Annotated in this window: 26 protein-coding genes; 15 read left to right on the top strand and 11 right to left on the bottom strand. The window is 35.1% G+C overall.

Annotated features, from left to right (window positions below; genetic code table 11):
* Positions 1-434: 434 nt before the first annotated feature.
* A complete protein-coding gene (locus ABWU40_RS03740; protein ID WP_353279125.1) occupies positions 435-1535 on the bottom strand; it encodes an ATP-binding protein in 1101 nt (366 codons plus the stop codon).
* 1162 nt (positions 1536-2697) lie between these two features.
* Between ABWU40_RS03740 and ABWU40_RS03735 the strand changes: the two genes are divergently transcribed.
* Positions 2698-3903 (top strand): MFS transporter, encoded by a 1206-nt coding sequence (locus tag ABWU40_RS03735; RefSeq protein WP_246039527.1) that lies wholly within the window; start codon positions 2698-2700, stop codon positions 3901-3903.
* Between the two features lie 160 nt (positions 3904-4063).
* A complete protein-coding gene (locus ABWU40_RS06325) occupies positions 4064-4267 on the top strand; it encodes a hypothetical protein (protein WP_341813952.1) in 204 nt (67 codons plus the stop codon).
* Positions 4268-4367: 100 nt separating this feature from the next.
* Here the strand turns inward: ABWU40_RS06325 and ABWU40_RS03725 are convergent, their stop codons facing one another.
* The 3 genes from ABWU40_RS03725 to secG are packed head-to-tail and all read right to left on the bottom strand — an operon-like array spanning position 4368 to position 6728.
* Complete coding sequence (locus tag ABWU40_RS03725; RefSeq protein ID WP_015588966.1) at positions 4368-4778, bottom strand: nucleoside deaminase; 411 nt, start codon at positions 4776-4778, stop codon at positions 4368-4370.
* A gap of 25 nt (positions 4779-4803) precedes the next feature.
* Positions 4804-6408, bottom strand: coding sequence for a CTP synthase (locus tag ABWU40_RS03720; RefSeq protein WP_015588967.1), 1605 nt, complete (start codon positions 6406-6408; stop codon positions 4804-4806).
* On the bottom strand, positions 6408-6728 hold the full coding sequence (gene secG / locus ABWU40_RS03715; RefSeq protein ID WP_007548880.1) for a preprotein translocase subunit SecG: 321 nt from the start codon (positions 6726-6728) through the stop codon (positions 6408-6410). The genes ABWU40_RS03720 and secG overlap by 1 nt, the downstream gene beginning before the upstream one ends.
* 144 nt (positions 6729-6872) lie before the next feature.
* Here secG and ABWU40_RS03710 point away from each other — a divergent pair, with 144 nt between their 5' ends.
* Positions 6873-7388, top strand: a complete 516-nt coding sequence (locus tag ABWU40_RS03710) for a gamma carbonic anhydrase family protein (RefSeq protein WP_141457186.1) — start codon at positions 6873-6875, stop codon at positions 7386-7388.
* 50 nt (positions 7389-7438) lie between these two features.
* On the opposite strand, the gene ABWU40_RS03705 is transcribed toward ABWU40_RS03710, so the two are convergent.
* The gene (locus tag ABWU40_RS03705; RefSeq protein ID WP_353279124.1) at positions 7439-8761 is read right to left on the bottom strand and encodes a hypothetical protein; all 1323 of its coding nucleotides are present in this window, start codon (positions 8759-8761) and stop codon (positions 7439-7441) included.
* A 259-nt stretch (positions 8762-9020) separates the two neighbouring features.
* On the opposite strand from ABWU40_RS03705, the gene ABWU40_RS03700 reads away from it, so the two are divergent.
* The 7 genes from ABWU40_RS03700 (at position 9021) to ABWU40_RS03670 (ending at position 16972) form a co-directional block, all read left to right on the top strand.
* A complete protein-coding gene (locus ABWU40_RS03700) occupies positions 9021-11489 on the top strand; it encodes a valine--tRNA ligase (protein ID WP_174516760.1) in 2469 nt (822 codons plus the stop codon).
* 74 nt (positions 11490-11563) lie between these two features.
* Positions 11564-11917: a hypothetical protein gene (locus ABWU40_RS03695; RefSeq protein WP_353279123.1), complete on the top strand. Its 354-nt coding sequence runs from the start codon at positions 11564-11566 to the stop codon at positions 11915-11917.
* 59 nt (positions 11918-11976) lie between these two features.
* Positions 11977-12836, top strand: a protein-coding gene (locus tag ABWU40_RS03690) for an IS630 family transposase (RefSeq protein ID WP_156518142.1) whose coding sequence is annotated in 2 segments (ribosomal slippage) — positions 11977-12301 and positions 12301-12836 — 861 coding nt in all. Because the reading frame shifts where the segments join, the coding sequence is not laid out codon by codon here.
* A gap of 15 nt (positions 12837-12851) precedes the next feature.
* On the top strand, positions 12852-13940 hold the full coding sequence (locus tag ABWU40_RS03685) for a hypothetical protein (protein ID WP_353279122.1): 1089 nt from the start codon (positions 12852-12854) through the stop codon (positions 13938-13940).
* A gap of 157 nt (positions 13941-14097) precedes the next feature.
* A complete protein-coding gene (locus ABWU40_RS03680) occupies positions 14098-15420 on the top strand; it encodes a hypothetical protein (protein ID WP_353279121.1) in 1323 nt (440 codons plus the stop codon).
* A gap of 30 nt (positions 15421-15450) precedes the next feature.
* Positions 15451-16125, top strand: a complete 675-nt coding sequence (gene pyrF, locus ABWU40_RS03675) for an orotidine-5'-phosphate decarboxylase (RefSeq protein ID WP_006280567.1) — start codon at positions 15451-15453, stop codon at positions 16123-16125.
* Between the two features lie 49 nt (positions 16126-16174).
* Positions 16175-16972: a hypothetical protein gene (locus tag ABWU40_RS03670; protein ID WP_015588974.1), complete on the top strand. Its 798-nt coding sequence runs from the start codon at positions 16175-16177 to the stop codon at positions 16970-16972.
* A 192-nt stretch (positions 16973-17164) separates the two neighbouring features.
* On the opposite strand, the gene ABWU40_RS03665 is transcribed toward ABWU40_RS03670, so the two are convergent.
* Positions 17165-17458 carry a hypothetical protein gene (locus ABWU40_RS03665; RefSeq protein WP_010962608.1) on the bottom strand — a complete coding sequence of 98 codons (294 nt, stop codon included), beginning with the start codon at positions 17456-17458 and terminating at the stop codon, positions 17165-17167.
* Between the two features lie 48 nt (positions 17459-17506).
* On the opposite strand from ABWU40_RS03665, the gene ABWU40_RS03660 reads away from it, so the two are divergent.
* Positions 17507-18706, top strand: a complete 1200-nt coding sequence (locus tag ABWU40_RS03660) for a phage major capsid protein (protein ID WP_353279120.1) — start codon at positions 17507-17509, stop codon at positions 18704-18706.
* Between the two features lie 390 nt (positions 18707-19096).
* On the opposite strand, the gene ABWU40_RS03655 is transcribed toward ABWU40_RS03660, so the two are convergent.
* The 3 genes from ABWU40_RS03655 to ABWU40_RS03645 are packed head-to-tail and all read right to left on the bottom strand — an operon-like array spanning position 19097 to position 21103.
* Positions 19097-19729, bottom strand: coding sequence for an amino acid ABC transporter ATP-binding protein (locus ABWU40_RS03655; RefSeq protein WP_227738583.1), 633 nt, complete (start codon positions 19727-19729; stop codon positions 19097-19099).
* The gene (locus ABWU40_RS03650) at positions 19722-20369 is read right to left on the bottom strand and encodes an amino acid ABC transporter permease (RefSeq protein ID WP_007548901.1); all 648 of its coding nucleotides are present in this window, start codon (positions 20367-20369) and stop codon (positions 19722-19724) included. The genes ABWU40_RS03655 and ABWU40_RS03650 overlap by 8 nt, the downstream gene beginning before the upstream one ends.
* Positions 20369-21103: an ABC transporter substrate-binding protein gene (locus ABWU40_RS03645; RefSeq protein ID WP_141457179.1), complete on the bottom strand. Its 735-nt coding sequence runs from the start codon at positions 21101-21103 to the stop codon at positions 20369-20371. The genes ABWU40_RS03650 and ABWU40_RS03645 overlap by 1 nt, the downstream gene beginning before the upstream one ends.
* Positions 21104-21228: 125 nt before the next feature.
* Between ABWU40_RS03645 and ABWU40_RS03640 the strand changes: the two genes are divergently transcribed.
* A complete protein-coding gene (locus tag ABWU40_RS03640) occupies positions 21229-21684 on the top strand; it encodes an arginine repressor (RefSeq protein WP_015588977.1) in 456 nt (151 codons plus the stop codon).
* 53 nt (positions 21685-21737) lie between these two features.
* Here ABWU40_RS03640 and tatC read toward each other — a convergent pair whose 3' ends face one another.
* Entirely contained in the window at positions 21738-22499 is a 762-nt protein-coding gene (tatC, locus tag ABWU40_RS03635) for a twin-arginine translocase subunit TatC (protein ID WP_015588978.1), read from the bottom strand.
* Positions 22496-23593 carry a type I glyceraldehyde-3-phosphate dehydrogenase gene (locus ABWU40_RS03630; RefSeq protein ID WP_174516762.1) on the bottom strand — a complete coding sequence of 366 codons (1098 nt, stop codon included), beginning with the start codon at positions 23591-23593 and terminating at the stop codon, positions 22496-22498. Before ABWU40_RS03630 ends, tatC begins: the two co-directional genes overlap by 4 nt.
* A gap of 171 nt (positions 23594-23764) precedes the next feature.
* On the opposite strand from ABWU40_RS03630, the gene ABWU40_RS03625 reads away from it, so the two are divergent.
* The 3 genes from ABWU40_RS03625 (at position 23765) to ABWU40_RS03615 (ending at position 25301) form a co-directional block, all read left to right on the top strand.
* Positions 23765-24145: an ankyrin repeat domain-containing protein gene (locus ABWU40_RS03625; protein ID WP_141457177.1), complete on the top strand. Its 381-nt coding sequence runs from the start codon at positions 23765-23767 to the stop codon at positions 24143-24145.
* 109 nt (positions 24146-24254) lie between these two features.
* A complete protein-coding gene (locus tag ABWU40_RS03620) occupies positions 24255-24485 on the top strand; it encodes a hypothetical protein (protein WP_353279119.1) in 231 nt (76 codons plus the stop codon).
* Positions 24486-24767: 282 nt separating this feature from the next.
* Positions 24768-25301 carry an HK97 family phage prohead protease gene (locus tag ABWU40_RS03615; protein ID WP_006280514.1) on the top strand — a complete coding sequence of 178 codons (534 nt, stop codon included), beginning with the start codon at positions 24768-24770 and terminating at the stop codon, positions 25299-25301.
* The last annotated feature ends 86 nt before the right edge of the window (positions 25302-25387 follow it).

Here is a 25387-nt window from a genome sequence, read left to right as displayed (position 1 = left end):
TCTTCTCACGCTTGCTGGTTTTGGTTGCTAAAAATGATTGTATTGCTTGTGTTTTTAATAATATATACTGCTAAGTTAATAATAATTCACTTGGGAATAACAGAAAAATACATGATAATTTTATATTTCAAATAGAATAAAATCCTTTTTATTGATACTGTCTTTTTTTGTAAAAAACATTCCTAACTTTTCCACCACTTTTTCTGGCTAAGGTCAGTATAACTTTTGCTTGAAATAACTGTTTATATGGTGCAATTTACAGCTTTTAGTTGCTAAAATTATAACTCTTAATTTAATAATTTTAATCCAATAAGCTTTCAGGTTAATAAAATTAAATTATTTGAGTAAATGCAATACCATGTCTTTATTTGTGGGTAATAATAAGAATAACGAAGGTTGGCTCAGCTACACTTCTATAATTTCAATTTTTATGTTTACCGTATAAAAGAAGTTTCTTCTATCTGTGTCTTCGCGTTTGAAACTAACTTTATTCTATCTCTTTCTTGTTCTGGACTTAACCTGTGAAGCTCGTAACTGAAATCTTCCTCACTCACTATAAGCCGTCTTTGCGCACCAGCGCTAATTTTTGCTTCATTCACTAATTGCTCTAACTCAGCCCCAGAATAGCCTTCAGTCTTGTCTGCAATGTCTTGGAGGCTTAGCTTTTCATCAGTTTTTGTACCTCGCATATAAAGTGCCAATATCTTTTGTCTCACCTCTATGTTTGGATTAGGGACATAAACCTTCTGACCTAAACGTCCAGGTCTAATAAGTGCTGGATCTATACCACCGATAAGGTTAGTTGCACCAATTACTATTATATCTTTTCTGCTCTTAAATCCATCTATTTCAGTTAACAACTGTGTTAAACTCTCTCGACAATGGTAAGCTGAGTTATTAGCGGTACTTCTTTTTTGAGCAACTGCATCTATTTCATCTATAAAGACTATACAAGGAGAATATTTTTTTGCTATTTTAAAAAGCTCGCGTACAGCATGTGCACCATGACCAATATATACTCCAATAAGTTCAGGACCTGAGATGCTTATGAAATTCATATTTGATTCACCTGCAATTGCACGAGCGATAAGTGTTTTACCATTTCCAGGAGGGCCATATAATATGTAACCTCTTAGTGAATTAATACTTTTATTTCCAAACAGCTTGCGCATTTCTTCTGTCATTTGGTCACAGCAAATCATCTGCAACCGTTGTTTTAAGGAGTCATCAATTATAGCATCAGCAAATGTTATTCTTTTATCATCTGAATTAGCTAATTCTATCGATATAGTCAGCTCTACTTCCTTTAGTTTGCTGAATACTTGATCATATACAAACCAAACAATAAAAAGGGAAACGACAAGTAACACACAAGGCATAGCTTCACTAACATAATGTGCAGCTAACTCATACCCTTTACTAAGCAACATTGTATGCATATAGGCAAACAAAAAAGCGATAGAGACAATAGTTGCCACGCATAGTAAACAGATTGAAATTCTTTTTAGTAATTCTGAAATTTCAATTTTTTTCATCTTAATACCTTATACCAATTTTAAACTAAGAATAATTTTATCTAGCTTACCTATTTTAGCTTGATTAGAGCGTTCAGAAAAATTATCAAGTACGTACTTTAATTTATTAAATACTAAAAACAATATATCACCATATTGTCACATACATCTTTAAAGTTTACCAAATTCATTTTCAAAAAACAAGATTTTATTATTAACCAGAATTCTGGATTAGATTTTAGGTAAATTATTGAAAGTCTTGAATTTTACTAAATTAGTAACTAGTCTTAAAATGCTTACTGCTTTATCGTAAATGCTAAAACAATAAGCTATTGATATTCTTGTTTTTTTTAATCTCCAATCCAGAATTCGGGTTAAAAACGCTAACTTGTATCTTCAAGAAGTAAGACATAATAGCTCTAAAATGTCTTGCAAGGAAAGGTAAAGCTGAACGCTAACTTATGCCAGAAAAATACCGTCTTGTTTGCCTTTTTGAGTAGTATCATCTTATTTTTCCTGTAAATTTTGTTTATAACGCCTAAGATTTACGATATTTTAATCCCGGTAGAATATCTTATAAAATCAGATTATATGTTATACCTATGGAAATAGATAACTTTCAGCAATATTACAACCAAGAAGAAATGAAGACAGTAACATTAGCTCAAATTTATAAAGACTTGGTAATAAAGATATTCGATATAGCCACAAGCAAAATGTAAGCTACTATTAATGGTATTATGGAAATAGCACCAACGATACCACCTACTATACCTACTACCAGAGGTGACGGAGTAGTAAGGCTTAATATAATAAGTGGGAGAGATATAATTGATAGTATTATATAAATTACACCTACTGTTTTCAGAAGAGATAGAAATCCTTTTGAATCTAAGTGTTCTTTTTCCCTTAAATAATATAAAGAAAATGCTTATACACATTATAGCACAAAGTATTACTGCTGCTATTTTTATTATAGCTGCTGATATAAGTGCTGCTAAATAGGCTATATTCATTGCAATTATCACACACCATAATAAAAAAGTCAACTCCATATGTTTAGGTTGTAAAATCCCAAAAAGCAGCCAGAATAGAATAAGCAAACATTTACGAATTGAATTTAGTGCAAACAAGGGTGTTGATATCAACCATACTCTGCAGAATCGCAATATGGTATGACTACATGCTTTTTATTGATTTGATTAACATAATCAGCAGAGAGTTTTGTTTTGCAAAAGATGTCTACAGTAACATACTGCAATTATTTGGAATTGTAGGGCTAGGTGCAATTGTAAGGCCACTTGGTGCATTCATATTTGGTCACGTTGGTGACAGGTATGGAAGGAGGATAGCATTAATAATTACTATCTTGCTAATATCGATACCATCAAGTCTCATTGCATTTATTCCAAGTCACAATCAAGTAGGTATAATTTCTACTATATTGCTTCTTGCAATCCATATAACACAAGGAATTGCACTTGGTGGTGAACAAGGAAGTTCTGTTTATCTTATAGAGCATTTATCCAGTAGGAAAGAGAACTTAGGGATGTATTTTGGAATGATGGGTTTTGGTCGCTCCATTGGCGTCTTGCTTTCTGCGGTGATAGTGATTATCTGCAAAAAAACTACTGATTTTTGTACCTTGGGTTGGAGATTGCCATTTATTTTCTCAGCTATTTTAGGATTAATTAGCGCGTATAGCATATACACATTGGGAGAAACTCCAGCATATGAAAAAAATCGAAAACAAAGAAATTTACCTGATTTGCCAATAATAGAGCTTATAAAACGCCACAAGAGAGCTCTTATACTTGCTATTTTAATATCTGTACCTGTTAATGTTGCTGTTGGATTTACCATATTTCTTCGAACTCTCGCAAAGGAAATAGCATCAGTGGATGTTTATGTAACAACATATATCAACGAAATTGTATTGATTATAACCAGTGTATTAATGCCGATATCTTCAATAGCGTTTGGAATGTTGGCTGATAAAGTTGGAAAAGAGCGCACTGCAATCTTATTTATAGCAATTACAATGGCACTGTGTTGTCCTGCGTTATCTATTGCATATTACTATAAAAATTATCTTGTGATTGCGTTGAGCGTAATGGTTCTCTCTATAATAGAAAGGGGTATAGTTCCCATAGGAATAGTTGCATCTGAACTCTTTCCTACCAATGTTAGATTTAGTGGTGTGAGCTTATCACGCAATATCTCTTATGCGTTACATGGAGGATTTACTCCTATGGTTTGTATTTGGTTGACTGTAACATTTCCTCAAACAAACCTTGCTGCTGGGCTTTATATAGTCTTCTGCTTGTTGATCAGTGTGGTAGCAATATTGCAAATAAAACCGCAAGATAAGAAATTTGATTGGTCTTAGTTTTCTCCTATGTGATTTGATAGACCGGGAAAGGGTTTCATCTAAGTAGCTGACACCCTGACAACCGTCGTCCCGCTGCTTGTTAGCGGGATCTAGAGATACCGTGACGGTATGACGTAGGACTGCTGTCATTCCAGTATGGAATCCAGAGAAAAGGATGATGTCATCCCAGTGTCCCTGTAATGTCATTCCAGTGCTTGACACTGGAATCCAGCCTTTATTATGCAGCCACTTGGTTAAAATTAAGTCTTCTGGATCCCAGTGTCTGGGCACTGGGATGACAAAGGAGGGCAGTGTCAGCTACTCGGATGACACCCTGCTGGTGGACAATGTTTGTATAGTTGTGCGTCACGCGCTGGAATGACGAATTACTTAACCGCCATACCGTCACGGTATCTCTAGATCCCGCTAACACGTAGCGGGATGACGATTTTGTATCGGAAAACAAGTAGCATGACGATTTATCAAATGTTCCTTAGTTTCTCAAAAAAATCCTTTAACAAAAAAGAGCATTCTGTTTCTAATATCCCACCATAAACTTCAGGTATATGGCTGCAAAATTGAAATATCTTAGCACCATTTTCAATTCCTCCACCTTTTGGATTATAAGCTCCAAAGTACAATCGTTTAATTCTGGCAAAGGAAATGGCTTGAGCACACATCGGACATGGTTCTAATGTTACGTACATATCAGCATCACAAAGCGTGGGAGTTGAAAATGCTTGTCTGATCGCTAACATCTCTGCATGTGCAGTTGGATCGCTGGATATATTGTGTGCAGAAGAAATGATATTGTCTCCACTCACTATTACAGCACCTATGGGCACCTCATCATTTTTTTGAGCGAGTTTGGCTTGCTCTATGGCAAGCTCCATATATTGATACTTAAACACTAGGCACTTATTTCTTATCAATTGCTGCTTTAACGAACGACACGAAAAGAGGATGAGGAGAAAACGGCTTTGATTGAAATTCTGGATGAAACTGCACACCAATAAACCACGGATGACTCTCTAACTCCACTGCCTCTATGCACGTTCCATCTTCTGATATGCCACTGCATAACAGCCCATTTTTTTCTAAGTCATCTTTATAATCTGAATTGATTATGTACCTATGCCTGTGTCTTTCTGAAATAGTAGTGTTACTATATGCATCCATCATTTTAGAGTTTGCATTTATATTACATTTGTATGCCCCAAGTCTCATGGTTCCACCAAGATCGTCATCTTGATCGCCAGCTAACTTAACGATTGGATGTTTACAGTTACGAAATTCTTCAGAGTGTGCATCTTCAAGCTTAACAACATTACGAGCAAATTCAATAATTGCAAGCTGCATACCAAGGCAAATTCCGAAAAATGGGATATTATTTGTACGGGCATAATTTATTGCTAATATTTTACCCTCTACTCCGTCATCACCAAACCCCCCTGGAACAAGGATTGCATGAGAATTCTGTAACTTCTCCCCTATAAGCTTTTCATTTATAGGTTTTTCTTCCTTCTCTCTTGAGTTAACCCAATTTATCTTTACTTTGACTTTATTACTAATCGCACCATGATTTAATGCTTCAACCAGTGATTTGTATGCATCAGGGAATTCGGTGTATTTTCCCACTATAGATACAGTAACTTCCTGTGTTGGGTGCCTTATGGAATGCACTATTTGATCCCATTCAGTCAAGCTTGGTTTTGGCTTACTTAAATGAAAGTGCTCCAAAATTTGCGTATCAAGCCCACATTGGCTATACAACACCGGTAACTCATATATATGACTCACATCAGGGGCAGGTATCACATTGGATAAAGAAACATTGCAAAGCTTAGCTATTTTCTCTCTTTGATTATCGAAAATTTCTTTCTCACTGCGGCATAATATAATATCTGGTTGTAACCCCGCGGAATTTAACTCTCGAACTGAATGCTGCGTTGGTTTTGTCTTTAATTCTTGCGCTGCGGTAAGATATGGTATTAAAGTTAAGTGAATCAGGATAACTCTTTGTTTTCCTAATGTGTAGTTAACTTGGCGTATAGCCTCCAAAAATGGTTGGCTTTCAATGTCACCTACAGTTCCGCCTATTTCACATATTACAAAATCTAAACCTTCCGTACCATTAAAAATGAACGATTTGATCAAATCTGTTACATGAGGAATGACTTGCACAGTTTTGCCCAGATAATCACCACGCCTCTCTTTCTTCAATAACTCATGATATATCTTACCAGTTGTTATATTGTCATCTTTTGTTGCTTTAATTCCAGTAAAACGCTCATAATGCCCAAGATCCAAATCAGTTTCAGCACCATCTTCGGTAACAAATACCTCTCCGTGCTGAGTTGGGTTCATTGTCCCAGGATCAATGTTGAGATACGGGTCAAGTTTTCTGATACGGATCTTAAAACCGTGAGCTTGAAGAAGCGCACCAACACTCGAAGCAACTAAGCCTTTACCAAGCGATGACACAACTCCACCTGTGACAAAGATAAATTTAGCTTCCTTCATTAATTTTCAAATGGAACAGAAGTAGATTCACTTTCTTGCTTTTTTTCTAATATAATTTTTTCTGCGATCGATTTTTTATGTACGTCTTTTGAACATAATCCTGACAATAGCAATGTGTTTATAATAAACAATCCAGCAACAATAGCCGTTATTCTGCTGAGCGGGTTTTCAGAAGATTTCACCGGAATCATCGAATTGACCCCCTGTTGTGTATTACTAAAACCACTTAACGAACTACTTCCAGGCGGCTGCAAGAGCACTAAAATTACTAACACAACAACCAATATTATTTGAAATATACTTAATACCGCTACTGACATTATAGATAGGGCTGAAAATAAAAATTTTAGCAGTACAAAGCACGTAAGTCAAGAACATCTGTCACCCAAATAACTTGAAATCTAAGTATGTATTTACTGCTTACCTTATTTTGATTAACATATGCATAAAACTTTGGGCTTAATATGTATCACATTTTAAAATACAAAAATTATGAACCAAAAATAGACGAAAGTGCTTTCATCGCAGGTGGTTCGCATATCATAGGCAAGGTTGAAATAGGAAGAGATGCAAGCATCTGGTTTAATTGTGTAATCAGAGGGGACGTTGGATCAATAAAAATAGGTAATGGAACAAATATTCAAGATGGAACGGTAATTCATGTGGATAGAAACCCAGGTGGTGACACAATTATTGGCAGCATGGTAACAGTGGGACATTTTTGTGTGTTGCACGCATGCACGGTGCATGATAAGGCGTTTATTGGTATGGGCTCTACCGTGATGGACCATGCAGTTGTGGAGCCTGAAGCTATGGTAGCTGCTGGCTCACTGGTAACACACGGAAAAGTGATAAAAAGTGGGGAAATATGGGCTGGCAGGCCAGCAAAATTCTTCAAAAAAATGTCGAATGAAGAAATTAAACATATTACACAATCAGCACAAAATTATATTATGCTAATGAATGAATATAAAAACTGAAGCTCGCGTCAAGTGTTTTACTTGACACGTACATTTCGGCTTAACCCTTGTTACTTCTTTTTCCCATTCTCATTTACTTCTTGTGCTTTTGCCCCATCTACTTGAGTACTAGGTAATACTGCATATGTAATACCACCGGCTACGAGTGCAGATGCTACTGCTATACCAATCATTACTAACATCTCTAACTTAACTGTACGTTCAAGTGCAGTAAATGCTATCAGTCCAGCAGCAAGACCCATACCAACAGTAGCAGTGTACCGTGCTCCATTGCCTTGTTTTAGTTGTTGAATTTTTTTGTTTTCAGCTTCTAATTCTTTATTTTCCTTCTTTAGCTTGTCAACTTCTTTCTCTTTAGCTGTTAAGTCTGCCTTCAGTTTGTCAACTTCAGCATTTGGCTGTTGTTGTTTTAGTTGTGCTATTTCTTTCTCTTTATCTGCTAATTGTTGCTGTAAGTCCGCAACTTCTTGTGTATTTTGTTGAGCTTTTAATGCTGTTATTTCCTCGTCTTTAGCTTGTAACTGTTGCTGTAAGTCCGCAACTTCTTGTGTATTTTGTTGAGCTTTTAATGCTGTTATTTCCTCGTCTTTAGCTTGTAACTGTTGCTGTAAGTCCGCAACTTCTTGTGTATTTTGTTGAGCTTTTAATGCTGTTATTTCCTCGTCTTTAGCTTGTAACTGTTGCTGTAAGTCCGCAACTTCTTGTGTATTTTGTTGAGCTTTTAATGCTGTTATTTCCTCGTCTTTAGCTTGTAACTGTTGCTGTAAGTCCGCAACTTCTTGTGTATTTTGTTGAGCTTTTAATGCTGTTATTTCCTCGTCTTTAGCTTGTAACTGTTGCTGTAAGTCCGCAACTTCTTGTGTATTTTGTTGAGCTTTTAATGCTGTTATTTCCTCGTCTTTAGCTTGTAACTGTTGCTGTAAGTCCGCAACTTCTTGTGTATTTTGTTGAGCTTTTAATGCTGTTATTTCCTCGTCTTTCTCTTTTAACTGCTGCTTACTCCGTTGTATTCTTTTACTTGTTGATCTTTTTCCTTTTCCTTTTTTTGACTTAGTAACACCTTCTTGCCCATTAACAGAACCTTCACTTAATGTCGTGCTATCACTAGAAACAACACTTCGATTACCTTTATTGTCCGACGTAACCTCATTATCATCGGCAACCTGCATTGTATCATTAATCTCTTCAGACACAGGCGTGCTACTCGCATCAACATAATCATTTAAAGACTCTTGATTAACAACTAAAGAACCTTGTAACGACTGCTCTGTTCCTGATTCAATAGAGTTTTTATTTATAGTTCCTTCTTGATCAGATGTTATATCAGTTGGTGAAGTTGCTCCAGGTGAAAGATTTTGATTTGAATTATGCATATTTAACCTCAATATATATAATTAACATTACACAATACCCTTAGAGCCTAAGGTCAAGTAATATTTTTATCATAGCATAGAAAATTTATGTTCGTAAACAAAAAATTTTGGCGTAAAATTGCCGTATTTACTTAATTGTGCTATAGCTAAAGTAATTTAGGTTTACCGACCATCGTCATTCCGCTGCTTGTTAGCGGGATCTAGAGATACCGCGGCGGTATGACGTTGCTAGCTTAAAGTTTAAAATTGAGAAATATTTATGTTAAAAGAAAAATACGGCTTTAAAGAAGTTGAAGACAAATGCAACATATTATGGGAAGGTAGTAAAGTTTATAAATGGAATGGTGAAAAGGATAACACTTTCACTATAGACACGCCTCCACCGACAATATCAGGAAAACTCCATATCGGCCATATATTTAGCTATTGCCACACGGACTTTATTGCAAGGTTTCAGCGCATGCTGGGAAAAGATGTGTTTTACCCAATTGGGTTTGATGATAATGGGCTTCCCACTGAAAGATTGGTTGAGCAAACCTATAAAACCCGCGCAAAAGAAGTTGGCAGGGAAAAATTTATAGAGATGTGCCATGAGGTTATTGAAAAATCAAAGCAAGAATTCAAGGAACTATTTAAATCGGTCGGCATTAGTTATGACTGGGATTTGGAATACCACACGATCAGCAAGGAAACTGTGACGCTTTCACAGATGTCGTTTATTGATCTATATAATAAGGGATATGCATATAGAAAAATGCAGCCCATCCTTTGGGACCCGGTTGATAAAACAGCAATTGCACAAGCAGAAATAGAAGATAAAGTTTTTGAGTCATCCTTAAACACGATAGTTTTCTCTACTCAAGAAAATGAGCAGATCAATATTGCAACTACGCGGCCTGAGTTACTTCCCGCATGTGTTGCAGTTTTTTGTCATCCAGAGGATGCGCGCTACACCCATCTGATCGGAAAAACAGCCGTGGTGCCGATCACAGAGACAAAAGTTCCAATAATAGCTGATGATAAGGTTAAAATAGATAAAGGCACTGGGCTTGTTATGTGTTGTACATTCGGTGATGAGCTCGACATATATTGGCAGCAAAAGCATAATCTGCCGATGAAAATTATCATCGATCAGGATGGGAGGATGAACCTTCATGATGTCATTCCACCACACCCCGGCGTCATTCCAGCGCGTGACGCTGGAATCTATGAAATAAATGGACTAAAAATTGTAGCAGCAAGAAAGAGGATGATCGAAATCCTAACTGAAAAAGGACTTTTGGTAGAAAGCACTAACATTTCTCATTCTGTTAAGTGCGCAGAAAGATCTGGTGCACCACTTGAGATATTGCCTACTTATCAATGGTTTATCAAGACTTTAGAGCAAAAAGCTCAAGTATTAGATAAAGTAAAAGAATGCAATTGGCATCCAGCTACTATGCGTAAACGTATGGAAGTGTGGATAGAAGGGCTAAATTGGGACTGGTGCATCTCAAGGCAACGTTATTTTGGTGTGCCATTTCCAGCGTGGTATTCCAACCGTAAGGGAGAAGAAGGTAAAATTATTCTAGCTGAGATAAAGGACCTGCCTATAGATCCATTGAAAGATTTGCCAAAAGGGTATAGCAAAGAAGAGGTTATCCCAGATCAAGATGTAATGGATACCTGGGCCACAAGTTCAATTACTCCTCAACTAAGTGCACTAGCAGTAAACAGTGAGTTTAGCTTACCAAATCATCGCTATGATACGATATTTCCTGCAGATCTGCGCAGCCAGAGCCATGAGATAATAAGAACTTGGGCTTTTTATACTATTTTAAAGGCACATTATCATGCAAATTCTTTACCTTGGAAAAACATTATGATCAGCGGTTGGTGTTTAGCAGATGATAAGAAAAAGATGAGTAAATCAAAGGGTAACATCATTACTCCTCATGTAATACTTGAAACTTATGGAGCTGATGTAGTGCGCTATTGGGCAGCGAACTCAAGGCTTGGAGTTGATACAGTCTACTCTGAAAATATATTCAAAATTGGCAAGCGCCTCGTTACAAAACTTTGGAACGCTAGCAAGTTTGTTTCCATGTTCATGGAAAAGCATCAAACAGTAAGCATAAATTCCATCAGTGAGACGATGGATAAATGGATACTGTCTAAGCTGTACAAAGTAATAGGTAAAGCAACGAATAACCTATTACAGTTTGAATACTGCGAAGCTTTGGGCGCAGTAGAAGAATTTTTTTGGAAGGATTTTTGTGATAACTACTTGGAATTAGTAAAAAAACGCGCGTACGGAAGCAGTGAAGCAACCTTAAGTGCAAAGCAAAGTTTGGCATATGTACTGAATATTATTTTGCGGTTATTTGCACCTTTCTTGCCTTACATTACAGAAGAGATATACCACCAGTTGTATAGTTATAATTCTGTACACAATCAAAGTAATTGGCCGAGCAAAGAAGAACTTATCTACGATAAATATTCAGAGGAAATGGGAGATAATGTTATTCAGATATTAAACATTATCAGAAAGATAAAGGCAGATAATAATGTATCAGTTAAGCATCTGATAAAAAAGTTGATGATAAAAGCGAGCGTACAAGAGGATAAGTTAGATCAATCTGCACAGGATGATTTGCAGGCAGTGTGCAATGCAGAAATGATAGAGTGGATGCAGTCTGAGCTTGAAACTGAAGACGGAAAATACATAGTGAATATAGACTTATACTGATTTTTATAGCTTTACTTCCTTTAATATCCATGCTATTGTAATCATTATTAGTATGAGGGAATAATGAGGGAGTAATGAGCAATTTCCTTAGTGAGGCTAATGAATTTTATTTTGTAGCTAGTTCCTTAGCTACTCTTACGTTACTTACATCTTTAGCGCTTATTGTAACTTCTAATGTGCCTCTTCCTCTAATTCTTGCTTTAGCTACATTATCTGTTTTGGTGCTTGCACTTTCATGTAAAATAATTAGTAATAATAAGAAAATAGAGGTTGAGAAAAATAAATTTGCTGAAAAAGAGCAAGAGTTAGAAAGCGTAAAACAACAATCAGAGAGTAAGGTACAAGAGTTAGAAAGTAAAATAGCTCTGGGAGAAAAAGCTAAAGAAGCTGTAAATAAAGAAGTGAAGGAATTAAAAGATCAATTATAGCTCTTTCCACAGAAGTCCGGATATGATAAGATAAGGATAGATGGCGATAAGGAGGTTGGATGCCGGCAGCATATAGTTATGATTTAAGAAAAAAAGCAATGGAAGCACTAGACGAAGGGGAAAGCAGAGAAGCAGTGGCAGCAAGATTTAAAATTGGACGAACTACTTTGTGGGAGTGGCAGCAAAGAAAAAAAGAAACAGGCGACTTTCAGTCAAAAAAACTCGGTAATGGAGGTTACAATCAGAAAATTATCGACTGGAATAAGTTTATCGAATTTGCTAAAAAACACGGTAGAAAAACTCTGTCGGAAATGGCTAAACTTTGGGGCAACGTTAGTATCCAAACGATCCACCGAGCTCTCAGAAAAATTGGATTTACGCGCAAAAAAAGACATATGGATACAAGGAAAGGAACGAAGAAAAACGTGCTGAATTCTTAAAAATTATAGCAACAAAAGAACCAGAAAACTTAGTGTATATAGATGAGTCTGGGATTGATAACACGGAGGACTATCCATATGGGTATTGCCAGAAAGGACAGCGATTTTATGCCCTAAAATCTGGAAAAAAAACTCAACGAATCAGTATGGTTGCAGCTTTAAGTAGAAGAAAGATAGTTGCTCCATTAACATTTGAAGGCCACTGTAATATGGATATTTTTAATGGATGGTTTGAGCAATTTTTGGCACCGATCTTAGAACCTGGACAAACTGTCATTCTTGATAATGCTACTTTTCATAAGTCTGATAAGCTTATCAAGCTCGCTAAAGGAGTCGGTGCAGAAATTTTGTATCTGCCGCCTTATTCTCCAGATTTTAACAAAATTGAGCATCATTGGTTTGCTATAAAAAACAGAGCCAGGAAAAACATTCCTCTATTCGAATCCTTTCGTCGTGCTGTTGATTCTGCCTTCCTATGACCTATTCGGACTATTATGAGAAATGCTATAACTCGAGAAAAGCAAGATTTGGAAAGCGAAATTGCAGGGTTAAATAAGGAAATAGAGCAGTTAAAGACACAACAAGATGATACACAGCAAAAATTAGATAATGCTACAAAAGAGTTAAATAATAAAGGTAATCAAATCCGAGAATTAGAGGGTAAGATAGGTGCTCTTAATAATAAGAACAAAGATTTACACGATGAAAATACAGAATTGAGTGCAAAAGTACAAGGTCAGTTAGAACATAAGGAGAAGATGCTTTCTCTTGAATACCAAGAGTTACGTGATGAAAATGTAAGATTGAATGAAAGAGTGGATTCTTTAATGAAGGAATTATCTCAATCTCAAAGAGAAATAGATTCCTTAAAAAGGCAGTTAGATGAATTAAAATATGAAGGAATTTTAGCTCTTTCATTAAAAGAAAGAATAACAGAATTGGAAACATGTTTAGAGGAGAAAAGGAAAAAAGTAGGAAAATTAGCAGTGCAGTTAAGAAAAGAAAAAGGCAAAACTTCTTGTTTACAATCTGATTTAGATGATGTATTAGAAGAAGGACGATTGAAAAAAGAGTTAAATAAAAAAGCGCAAGAAACGATCCAGCTAGCTGCAGATTTAGAACAAAAAGAAAAACTATGCAAGAAATTAGAAGAGGAAAACAAGGAATTAGAAGAGGAAAACAATGAAAATCTTGATAAGATCGGAGAGTTAAAAAAACTTAATGAAAAGTTGCGCGATAATAACAGTGAGTTGAAAAGTAGCGAAAAAGAGTTGGATGACGGATGCGAGGAATTAAGAGAACATAATTCTGATTTGAAAAGAAAAGTTGAACATCTGCAAGCAGTAACTGGGCAGGAAGACGAGCAAAGTCATTCCATTTCTTCAGATATAAGCAGTGAACATTTATCAGAACTTGAAGGAATAGGTGAAAATGAGTCTGTTAATAAACAGTTCCCGAAACCAAAACCACCTTATATATCCACTCCAATAAGACCGCCATATAAAAAGCTGAATGATGCTTCATGTGATTCTGGATATACCAGTGGATGTTCTACCCCGACCAACAGCTGCCACACATTTTGAGTACAGTTGTACACTGGATACATAAAACCTTAGCTATTTTTAGCTAGCAGGCTGAAAAAGGAAAGTTTGTTGTAGGTGCAGCACTATAATTCCTCCACAGATAAGAGAATTTTAATAAATATATACAAGACTGCTGAACGTGGGGGGGAGGGGAGTAATGAGCAATTTGCTTAGTGAGGCTAATGCATTTTATTTTGTAGCTAGTTCCTTAGCTACTCTTACGTTACTTACATCTTTAGCGCTTATTGTAACTTCTAATGTGCCTCTTCCTCTAATTCTTGCTTTAGCTACATTATCTGTTTTGGTGCTTGCACTTTCGTATAAAATAATTAGTAATAATAAAAAAATAGAGGTTGAGAGAAATAAATTCGCTCAGAAAGAGCAAGAGTTGGAAAATAAAATAACTCTAGGAAAGGAAGCTGAAAAAGCTGCAAACAAAGAAGTGGAAAAATTAAAACATGAATTAACTCGAGAAAAGCAAAATTTAGACAAGAGAGCAAAAAAATTGAATCAGAAAGTAAATGAGTCAGAAGTTGAGAGAGAATCTCTTCTTGAAGAAAAAAAATCTTTAGAGAAAAAATTAGAAACAGCAAACAATCGTACGTTTGAAATAGACAATGAATTGGACAAAACAAGAAAGGAAATAGGTAAGCTTAATGAGCAGGAAGAGAAATTAAAACTTGAAATCTCATGTTTAAAGAAACAGTTGGAAGAAAGAAGTAGATTTATTGCAAAGCTGAAGATGGAAGTGGATGATAATAAACATTTAGAGCTAGAGAATAAGGGGTTAAATGATAGAATAGAAACGTCACGTGAAGTACAAAAGGCACTACGTGAGAAAAAACATGAACTTAGTGAAAAAGTAGAGGCATTGAATAAGGAAAAAAATAGATTTTCTAAAGAAGTAGAGGAATTACGTGAAGAACAAGAAAGACTACATGCAAACTTAGATAAGCTACAATGTAAAATTAAAGAGGTCAACAAAGAAAAGAAAAATTTATCTAAAGAATTAAAAGAGAAATTTGAAGAGTTAGATGAAGCAAATGGTTTAATTAAAAATCAATCTTTTGAGTTAGATGGGATAAGAAAAGATTGTAATAATGAAGTAAAAAGTTTAAGAAATTCACTTTTAGAACGAGACAGTCAAATAGAAGATTTTTTGAAAGAGAAAGAAAAACAAGTGAATTTTGCGCAACTGTTGATAAGATGCGTAACAGACAATATAGAAGAACCAATAAGAAATAATGATGGAAAAGCAATATTAGATACGATTCAAATATTAAAGTCTGCGTTACAAGGAGAAATTGCACGGCTTTTGCCAGACGAAACGCCTTCTTCTTCGCTGGAAGATCTTGGATATGAATCATTATTTGTCAGTCGCTCATCCACCCCGACCAAGTTGCCAAATTCACTATTGACAGAATCTTATGAACGCAGTCAGTTCAATCAGAGTGAAAGTATTTGCAAAACACAACAATGAGTCTTATTATAAGATAAATCATGCAAGATAATGAACCCAATAATATGCGCACTGGATACACAAGACTTAAATAAGGCTATTTCTCTAGCTAATGCTCTGCGTGGTAAAGTTGGCATGGTAAAGCTGGGATTAGAATTTTTTGCTGCTCAAGGTCTTTCTGGAGTGCAAGAAGTTGCAAAATGCAATGTACCAATTTTTTTAGATCTGAAATTGCATGACATTCCAAACACTGTAGCCAAAACAGTTGAAGTAATAAAAGTTCTGAACATTGAAATGTTAACTCTGCACATCAGCGGTGGAACAAAAATGCTTGAAGAAGCGCTAAGTGTAGTGCAAGGCACAAAAATAAAGCTGATTGGGGTGACAGTGCTAACTAGTATGAGCAATGAGGATTTAAACGAGCTTGGAGTAGCAAGAGAGGCAAAATCACAGGTAATTTTGCTTGCAAAGCTTGCAAAAAAGATTGGACTCCATGGAGTAGTCTGTTCTGCACTAGAAGCTCAAGAAGTGCGCCGAGAATGCGGTGAAGACTTTAAAATTATTACTCCAGGAATTCGTATAGATCCAGGTCATGACGACCAAAAAAGAACAGCAACACCAAAAGAAGCAATAAATTCAGGAGCTGATTATATCGTCATTGGCAGACCCATTACAAAAACTACAAGTAGTGCGGAGCTAATATTGAAATCCATGAAAGAATTTTAATATAATAACTTAATTTATAAAAATACTAACATATTAATTAGGAATAAGCATGAGTAATATCAATAGAATAATACGCGAAGTAATCAAGGAATTCCGCTCAAAATTACCAGATAAGGAAATAGAGGAATATTCTGGCAAATTGAATAAGCTACATATCTACCAGTGCAATAAGCATATAATAGAAAATAAGAAGCTATATCATTATACAATAAATGGGAAAACCCATGCTATGGGTCAGCATGGGCATAATTTTGTCAAGAGTTTAGAAGTTATCTTGAGGAATAAGCCACAAATTTCCTTAGAAGAGGTAATTGATTTTATGGAAAAAATAATTAATTTTGGTATTGATAGTTGTTATGGAGCATTTGAGATGATATTTGAATCTCGCTCTGGTGTTACAATAGATGATGCAGTTAATTTTGTAAAAGATAGCTTATCTAGTAAATTTTATAGATTCCATGGCAGTGGGATTTTCAAAGTAATATTAGAACTTAATCCAGAGAGCTCTCTTGAAGAGATAGAGAAACAATTTAGCAAAGTAGTAGATCCTTACTTTCTTAATGCTTGGAGTCGAGAAAGTGAAAGGGCTTTTGCTAAGATATGTAGGTTATGTAGAGAAGGACATGTGGAGAGTATGCAGAAATTTGATTTTAGCAATTTTAATTTAGATCAAGATAGTGCTGGAGCATTAAGAGCACTGTTACAGTATTGTGTTGACGTTTCTAATCAAAAAGCTTTAGGTGATTCACATGAATTGCATAGAGAAGAGATGGAGGGGATATATAAATTTGATGATAATTACGATTTAAATTTAGATAGTGATCATAATGATAGTATCTGGCATTGAAATTATACTACAATAATAAAATAACTGGATAAAAATTATCACCAAAAAAATTCAAAAAAGTGCTTGACATAAAAGAACGAACATTATATAGTGTCATTATCTTTTATTTTACCTCGCTTAATTTAATTACTGGATTAAGCTTACAGTACTAAGCGTGGCACAAAGTGCCACGCTATTTTTCGGTTTACATTTTCAACAGATAAAAAATGATGCCATTTCAGTGCCAAGCACATAACTGTACGGATATTCATTTTTAAAGGTAAATTGCACAACAGATGATGTCATTCCAGTGCTTGACACTGGAATCCAGAAATTTTGCTTATAACTGAGCTGATGAGCTAAAGGTAGTTGTCTTACGCTAAAACAAACGTTTTTAATTAAGTTGCATAGAAGCTGGATCCCAGTGTCAAGCACTGGAATGACATCATTTACTATGTACCATATTGCAATATTCGTACAACTGTGGGAAACATCTATGGATGCCATTCCTATTACCTTATTTCCATTTTTATTTCATTTTCAAAGGAGGCTATTATGTCACTTACCGATATCGCTCACCGTATCAATGAACTCGCTTCATCATGGGAGCAATTTAAATTAATAAATGATCGCAAACTAAAAGAAATTGAAAGCAAAGGGCGTGGTGATTCTGCAACAATTGAGCAGCTATGCAAGGTAAATAATGCCATTGATAGTTGCAAAGAGCGTTTAGACTTGATCGAAACTGCAGCTCAACGCCCAGAAGTAAATACAGATTTTAGCACAAGCGATAAATATTTTTCTGATTATATCCGCAAGGGAATGGAAAGCGGTTTATCACACAAAACCCTCAGTGGAGATGACAGTGATATCGGAGGGTATCTAGTTACTCCGCATATTGTAAAACGCATAAACAAGCGCGTAACTGATTCGTCCCCAATGCGACAAATATGCTCCAGTCAAAGAATCTCTACTGAAACATTGGATTACATTATAGAAGATTTTGACCGCGCCGGTGCAGGTTGGAGCAGTGAAACAGTAGATGATGAGAACGGTGGCAATAAGTCTAAGTATGATTTTGCAAAAGATACGGACACGCCCAAAATCCAAAAGATTTCCGTCACAACTTACGAGTTATATGCTCAACCACAAATATCACAAAAGTTACTCGATGATGCGTTTGTCGATGTTGAGAGTTGGCTGGTGGAAAAGATTGCCGAGACTTTTAGTAAGGAAGAAAGCGAAGCCTTCATTAAGGGTGAGGGCACTTTTCAACCAAAAGGAATTTTAGCTTATGAAAATGGAAACAGTTATAATAAAATAGAGCAAGTTAAAACTGAAAAATTAGATAGTGATTCAATAATGATGTTGTATTACTCTCTGGACGAATATTATTCCAAAAATGCGTCATTTTTGATAAACAGGAGTACGTTGAAGGATATCAGGCTGCTAAAATCTCAAACAGGTCAGTATCTCTGGCAGCCAAGTCTGTCGCTTGAAGCTCCAGATACTTTAATGGGAATACCAGTATATCAATCTGCCGATATGCCACCAGCGCCAAACAATCAGCTACCAGTAATTGCGATGGCAGATTTCAAACAAGCTTATAAGATTGTAGATAACAGAGGAATGAGAATATTAAGAGACTCTTATACGAATAAACCTTATGTGAGGTTTTTTGTCACTAAGCGTGTCGGCGGAGAGGTTGTAAACACCAGTGCTATTAAATTGTTGAAAGTTGCGAGCAAGTACTAAAAACTTCCGCAGCATCATCTTTATAGCTGATCAAAGCAACACGTCATACCGCGATTCATTCCATAACTGTACGAACATTGTGATTTTGGCCCATCAGGAGGGTGTCATCCCAGTGCTTGACACATATAGCTAAACTGACTTAGATTTACCGACAGTTTGAAAAACAAAAATTCGTCATTCCGCTACTTGTTAGCGGAATCTATGCTGAGATATCGCGGCGGTATGACGTAGGAAAACCTTTCTTGGGTTAGCTATAGTTTGCTATATTATGTGATTTTATTTTTAGCATTGCTTCTTACATTATGTAATTTTGTTTTCCATAATGTATATTATGTAATTTTCGATGCTAAAATCTGTTATAGCTCTCAGTATGATATGAGTGATTCTCTTTTAATAATTATTTTTTAAATAGTTTGTTGGTTCATCAATTTCTTTAGGATTGATATCTACAATTATTTTTCCGTTTTTTAACAGAATAATCCGATCTGATATTTTTGTTAAAAAATCCAAATTGTGAGAAGCGATAATCATAGTAATACCCATATCTCTAACTGATTGTAATAGTTCCACAACGTCGACTATTGTTGCTACGTCTAAACCAGACGTTGGCTCATCGCATAATAGAATCCTTGGATTCATCATTAAGCTTCTGGCAAGCGCAACCCGCTGTTTTTGCCCACCGGATAGATTACTAGGGTAATCATTTTTTTTAGAGGCAATACCCAAAGACTCAAGTAGTGAATCACTTTGATCCTGAGTTTTGTTTTTAAGTTTGGGAGCATATGTAAGATTTTCCCAGACAGTCATATGTGAGAAAAGTTGAAAATCCTGAAATACAAAACCAGTACTATCATTGCATTCAATGCTACCAGAATCTAAAACTTCGAGTTTTTGTATACAACGTAACAATGTTGATTTACCACTACCAGAAGGACCAGCAAGACCAACTATAGATTGTTCTATAATCAGGTTAATATTATTAAGTACTGGAACATTATTAAATAATTTACAAACATTATGCATTTTTATCATATATACCTTTCTGTTCAATCTTTTTGCCTATATATTCAATTAGTAATACAAGAGCGTAATAATAAGCCCCAGCAAGACAAAGTGGTATAAAATAAGTAAATTGTTCTGCTGCAAGCATTTGCGCAGAGCGCATAATATCAACACCACCAATAGTAGAGATTAATGCCGTTTCTTTAAGGAGTGCAATGATCTCATTTATCATTGCAGGAAGAATATTTTTAATAACTTGTGGTAATATAATATCTCTCCACATATAGAAACTAGGTATTTGTAAAGTTTTAGCTGCTTCAAACTGGTTTTTTGATATAGTTTCAATACCAGCTCGTAAAATCTCAGCAATATAAGCACAGCTATTTAGACCAAATGCTATAATGCCAGCACTAAATATGTTTAATTTAATTCCTGCAATGGTTGGAGTCATAAAATAAACAACACTTAACTGTAATATAAGGGGGGTGCCACGTATTACAGATATAATTCCATTAATTAATGGAATACAGATCTTATTATATCTGAGTACTGAAAATAACCCTCCTAGACTCATACCTAAAAGCAGTCCTCCAATCAATAATTTTAAAGTAAAGGCAAGGCCTGTTCCAACAAACAAGAAATTAGAAATTAATTCCTGCATCAGTTATCTCCTAGCCATTTTTCTGCTATTTTTTGTATTACACCTTTACTTTCTAAACTTTTTAATGCCTCGTTTATTTTATCCTTTAAAGCAGATCCTTTATTCACAGCAATAACATAACCACCATCTAACTTGGCAGTGGCTGACCATGATAGACCAGGATTTTTTTTGCTAAATACTTTACCTTGGAATTCATCAATTAGGACGCCATCAACATGACCAGACTTTAATGTTTCTACAGCTTGATTATTATTGTCTATAGCAATAATTTGAGCTGTTGTAGGAACATGCTCTTTTAGCCAAATGTCCATGACAGTTCCTAGTTGAACGGCTATCTTCTTGCGAGTTAAGTTGTTTATACCGGCTATGGGTTTATTTTTGTGATATAGAATACCAAATTCCCCTGTATAATAACTATTTGAAAAATCAAAATTTTTTTCACGCTCTTCTGTGCTACCAATAGTAGATATAGCAGCATCTACAGAATTACTTTGCAATGCTGCAAATATAGTACTAAACTGCATATCTTTAAATATCGCTTCTTTACCTAACTCTTTTGCTACTAATTGAGCAAGCTCAATGTCAAAGCCAGTAAATTTACCATTTTCATAATATTCAAAAGGTGGATAATCTGCAGAAATTGCAAATCTAATGATATTATCGTGTTTATTTTCCTTGCATCCTGTTAATAGAATACTTATCACTATAATAGCATTTAAAATATATTTTTTCATATTACTAATTTATATTCATATTTTATTCATCTTATGAATATAGACATTAAAAATTGAATAGTCAAGAAATAATGAATATAATTTCAAATATACTTATTACATATTCAATATGAGGAAAATGCATAATGCATGACAACACACTAGGTGAACATATTTTAAATATTATTCAAAATCACGAAATTTTAGAGCAGAGCGATTTACAGATCTTGCTTAAAGAAAGAGGGCACAACATTCCTCAGGCTACTTTATCAAGAAAATTAAAAAAACTTAAAATTGCCAAAGTTGCTGGTATGTATAAAGTAATTGACATCAACCAATATCGATTACCATTAATACTTAATATGCAAATTTCGGATTTTGGTTTAATAGTACTACACACTCAACCAGGACAAGCTAGCAGCCTAGCTTACTTTCTAGATCAGAAGTATGTTATTTATTCATTAAATAATAGCAAAAACATAGGAATTATAGGAACTATAGCAGGTGATGATACAGTATTATTGATCATCAAAAGTAAGGCTGAACTTAACAAAGTATTACAATCAATTTATGAAACATTTCCATATTTAAGTCCTGAATAAGAATGTTGTAAGTTAAAAATGTGATATAAAGGAGATAAGAGGGATTTCTTTGTTTAAATCTTTGTCTTCTTTTTTTCAATATACCTACATATCAGAATAGACAATTCATATAGAATCAGCATAGGTATTGCAAGCCCTACTTGGCTTAATACATCAGGTGGAGTTAAGATTGCAGCGATAATAAAAATTACCACTATTGCAATTCTACGTTTATTTGACAAACTTTGTGCAGTCAGTAGCCCAACTCTCACCATTAATGTGAGTATTACTGGAATTTGAAATGCAGTGCCAAAAGCAAACATAAATTGGAGAACGAGGTCTAAATATTCGCTAACTGATGGCATAAACTCTATTGGTATACCGAAAGATTTCCCACTATGTTCAAAAGTGATGAAAAACTTCCAGGCTAAAGGAAATATATAGTAATAGACTACAGTAGCTCCCGTTACAAATAAAACCGGTGTTGCAATCAAGTATGGCAACAACACTGCCCTTTCACTTTTATATAACCCAGGTGCTAAGAACATATAAAATTGCCATGCAAACACAGGAAAAGAAAACAAAAGTGCGCTCATTATTGCAACTTGGAGATACACAAAAAATGCCTCTGTTAAGTCTGTGTAAATTAAAGAAAAACCTTCGCTACCTTTTGTTGCTTCTATTAAAGGTGCGAGTAAAAAACGGTATATATTTTCCTTAAAGTAATAACAAAAACCAAAAGCAACGCAAAAAAATAGAAAGCAAAAGATAACTCTTTTTCTGAGTTCCGCAAAGTGCTCATAAAATGAGGCGTATTTGCTTGAGTTCCAGTTCATACTTTACTATAGCTCAATAATGCTATGTCTAACATTCTCAGCGAAAAAGCCCACTCATTGTCATACCACGCTGCAACCCTGCATATATCACCTGTAACATATGTACCAGTTAAATCCACAATTGCACTATAAGGGTTATGCACAAAATCTATTGAGACTAAAGGTTCCTCGCATATAGAAAGTACATTTGACATTGGATAACCCTCTGTCATCCTAGTACCCTCTGATGTCATCCGAGTAGCTGACACTGGGATCCAGAAATTAGATTCCAGCGTCATGCGCTGGAATGACGTAGAGGAGAGAGCTGCATCCTTAAATATTTCATTGATTTCTTCAACGGTCGCTTTCTTATCAGTCGTAAATTTAAAATCAACCATAGAAACATTGCTAACTGGAACTCTGACGGCAGTGCCATCTAGTTTTCCTTTTAATTCAGGGATGACAGAACCAATTGTTTTTGCTGCCCCGGTTGTAGTTGGCACCATAGATAATCCGCAAGCCCTTGCTCTACGCAAATCTTTATGATTACCATCAAGAACATTTTGATCATTCGTGTAGGCATGTATAGTAGTCATAAAACCGCTTTTTATACCTAAACTGGAGTGTAGGACTTTCACAATCGGAGCAAGGCAATTTGTAGTGCAAGAACCTGCTGATATCACTTTATGCTCTTTTTCGAGCATATCGTCATTCACACCATAAACTATAGTGACATCAGCATCCGGAACTGGAGCAGAGACAATTACTTTCTCTGCATTGTGCCTTATTGCTTCTTCACGTTTATTGAATGCACCAGTACATTCAAGTATTACATCAACATTCCAAGGAATATTTTCAGGATTCCGTTCTCTATATAAAGAAAACTTTTTGCCATTTATAGAAATCCAATTTTGAGACTCATTAAAATCAATATCACCACTGAATTTGCCATGAACAGAATCATATTTAATCAAATGTGCATGCTGCTTTGCACTGAGCGATCCATTGACAGCTACAACTTCTATTTGTTTGCTATATTCTTCTATTTCGAAAATAGCACGCAATACGCCTCTGCCTATTCTACCCAGACCATTAATTCCTACGCGAACCGTCATCTCTTCATTCAAAAAATTTAATTATAGAGGATATCACTTGATATTTCATTTTATTCTTTTGACTGCTAATTGGCAGTTTTAACCTTAATATATTAATATTCACCTTGACTAAAGAACTATAATACTGTATCATTTTATCAATAGTATTGAAACTTTAATAGGAGGCTAATTATGTTATTACAGAGGATCATTATAGATAAATTAGAAAAAATTTCAGGCCAATCATTTCTACACAAACTTGCTACCGATAAAGAATATTTTAAGGAAGTGTCAAGGTATTTGGAAGAAAATCATAAGATGAGCTTAGAAGAGTTTATAATTAGCGTTTATAGATCAAGTGGAGGAGATGTCAATTTTCGTGATTATAAGGATGAGACAGCATTATATTCTGCATCAGAAAACGACAATCAAGATATGGTTCGTATTTTAACATCATGTGGTATAAGCATTGATGACTTTAATTGTGAAATTAGTAATAGAATACAGGAAAAATCTGAACAATCTAGGAGAATTTCATTAAGTAATAATGCTAATGTTTCACATATCTACTAAATAATACGCAGAATTACTAATATAAGAGATGCTTTCCAACATTTGGACCCTTAGACACAGTGATAAGAGACCTTTTATTGTTGGGTGTATTACTAGCTTTGTGAGTTTGATGGCTATTAATGCTATTAAAGGTAATTACTATAATGGTCCTGGTAGTCTTACTTGCATTCCTGTTTTCCATGCCAACATGTCAAACTTTTCTGATTTTACTACTGATAGAATTAATACCTTTGCTAGCTTTATTATTGGAACAATAGCATATAAGGCCGCACAAAACATTTCTACGTTAGTAAGAGATGTTTCTAGTTTACTCCATAATAGATTGGAAGTGCAAAAATAGGATCAAATTTGTCTAGAGATATCAATTGTTGATGTTACCTGAGTACAGATTTTTCTCATATCTCAATACTTTCTAGACTGTTATTGAGTGCTTTCACATCTGAGTTTTCCTACTGTCATCCCAGCGCGTGACGCTGGGATCTTTATTGCTTTCATAGTCTCATTTATTATTTTGTAACTAAAAAAAATACTTTCCCTTTTTAGAGAACTGCATATAATAGATTTGACATTGCAGTGCGTTGTGCAAACAGAATTCCCAATACTATAACCTACAGGAGGCCTTATGAATAAGAAATTTCTCTATTCACCATTGTCAATAAAAAGTATAGGAGAAAACGGTGTATTTTCTGGTTATGCGAGCGTTTTTAACATAGTTGATAAACAAAATGATCTGATATTGCCCGGAGCATTTAAGGAAAATTTAAACAGAAATAAAATAAAACTCCTTTGGCAGCATAATCCTGACGAACCTATAGGTAGCATCATAGATATTTATGAAAATGATGTTGGCCTGTATATAACCGCACATTTACTTTTGGGTATTCAGAAAGCAGAAGAAGTGTATTTGATGCTCAAAACTGGGGCAATTAACGGACTTTCCATCGGCTATATACCTATAGAGTATGATGTTGATCATAAAAGTGGAGCTAGAGTGTTAAAACAAGTGGAATTATGGGAAGTCAGTTTGGTCACTTTTCCTGCAAACTTGGCTGCTCAGGTAATCAATGTGAAAAATCAGAACAATGAACAGGAAGTGTTAGCAAGAGCGATAGAAAAAGCAAATGCTGTACTTGCAGACATGTACATTTCTGCTTAAAGTGTATTAGGCGGGCAAAGACTTTACCATAATTTGACACCTGTGTTAGTATTTGTTTAACATTTATACTAATATATATAACTTTA

Source organism: Wolbachia endosymbiont (group A) of Cydia amplana, assembly GCF_964028495.1.
Lineage (GTDB): Bacteria > Pseudomonadota > Alphaproteobacteria > Rickettsiales > Anaplasmataceae > Wolbachia > Wolbachia pipientis.
This window is presented reverse-complemented; position numbering and strand designations above follow the sequence as displayed.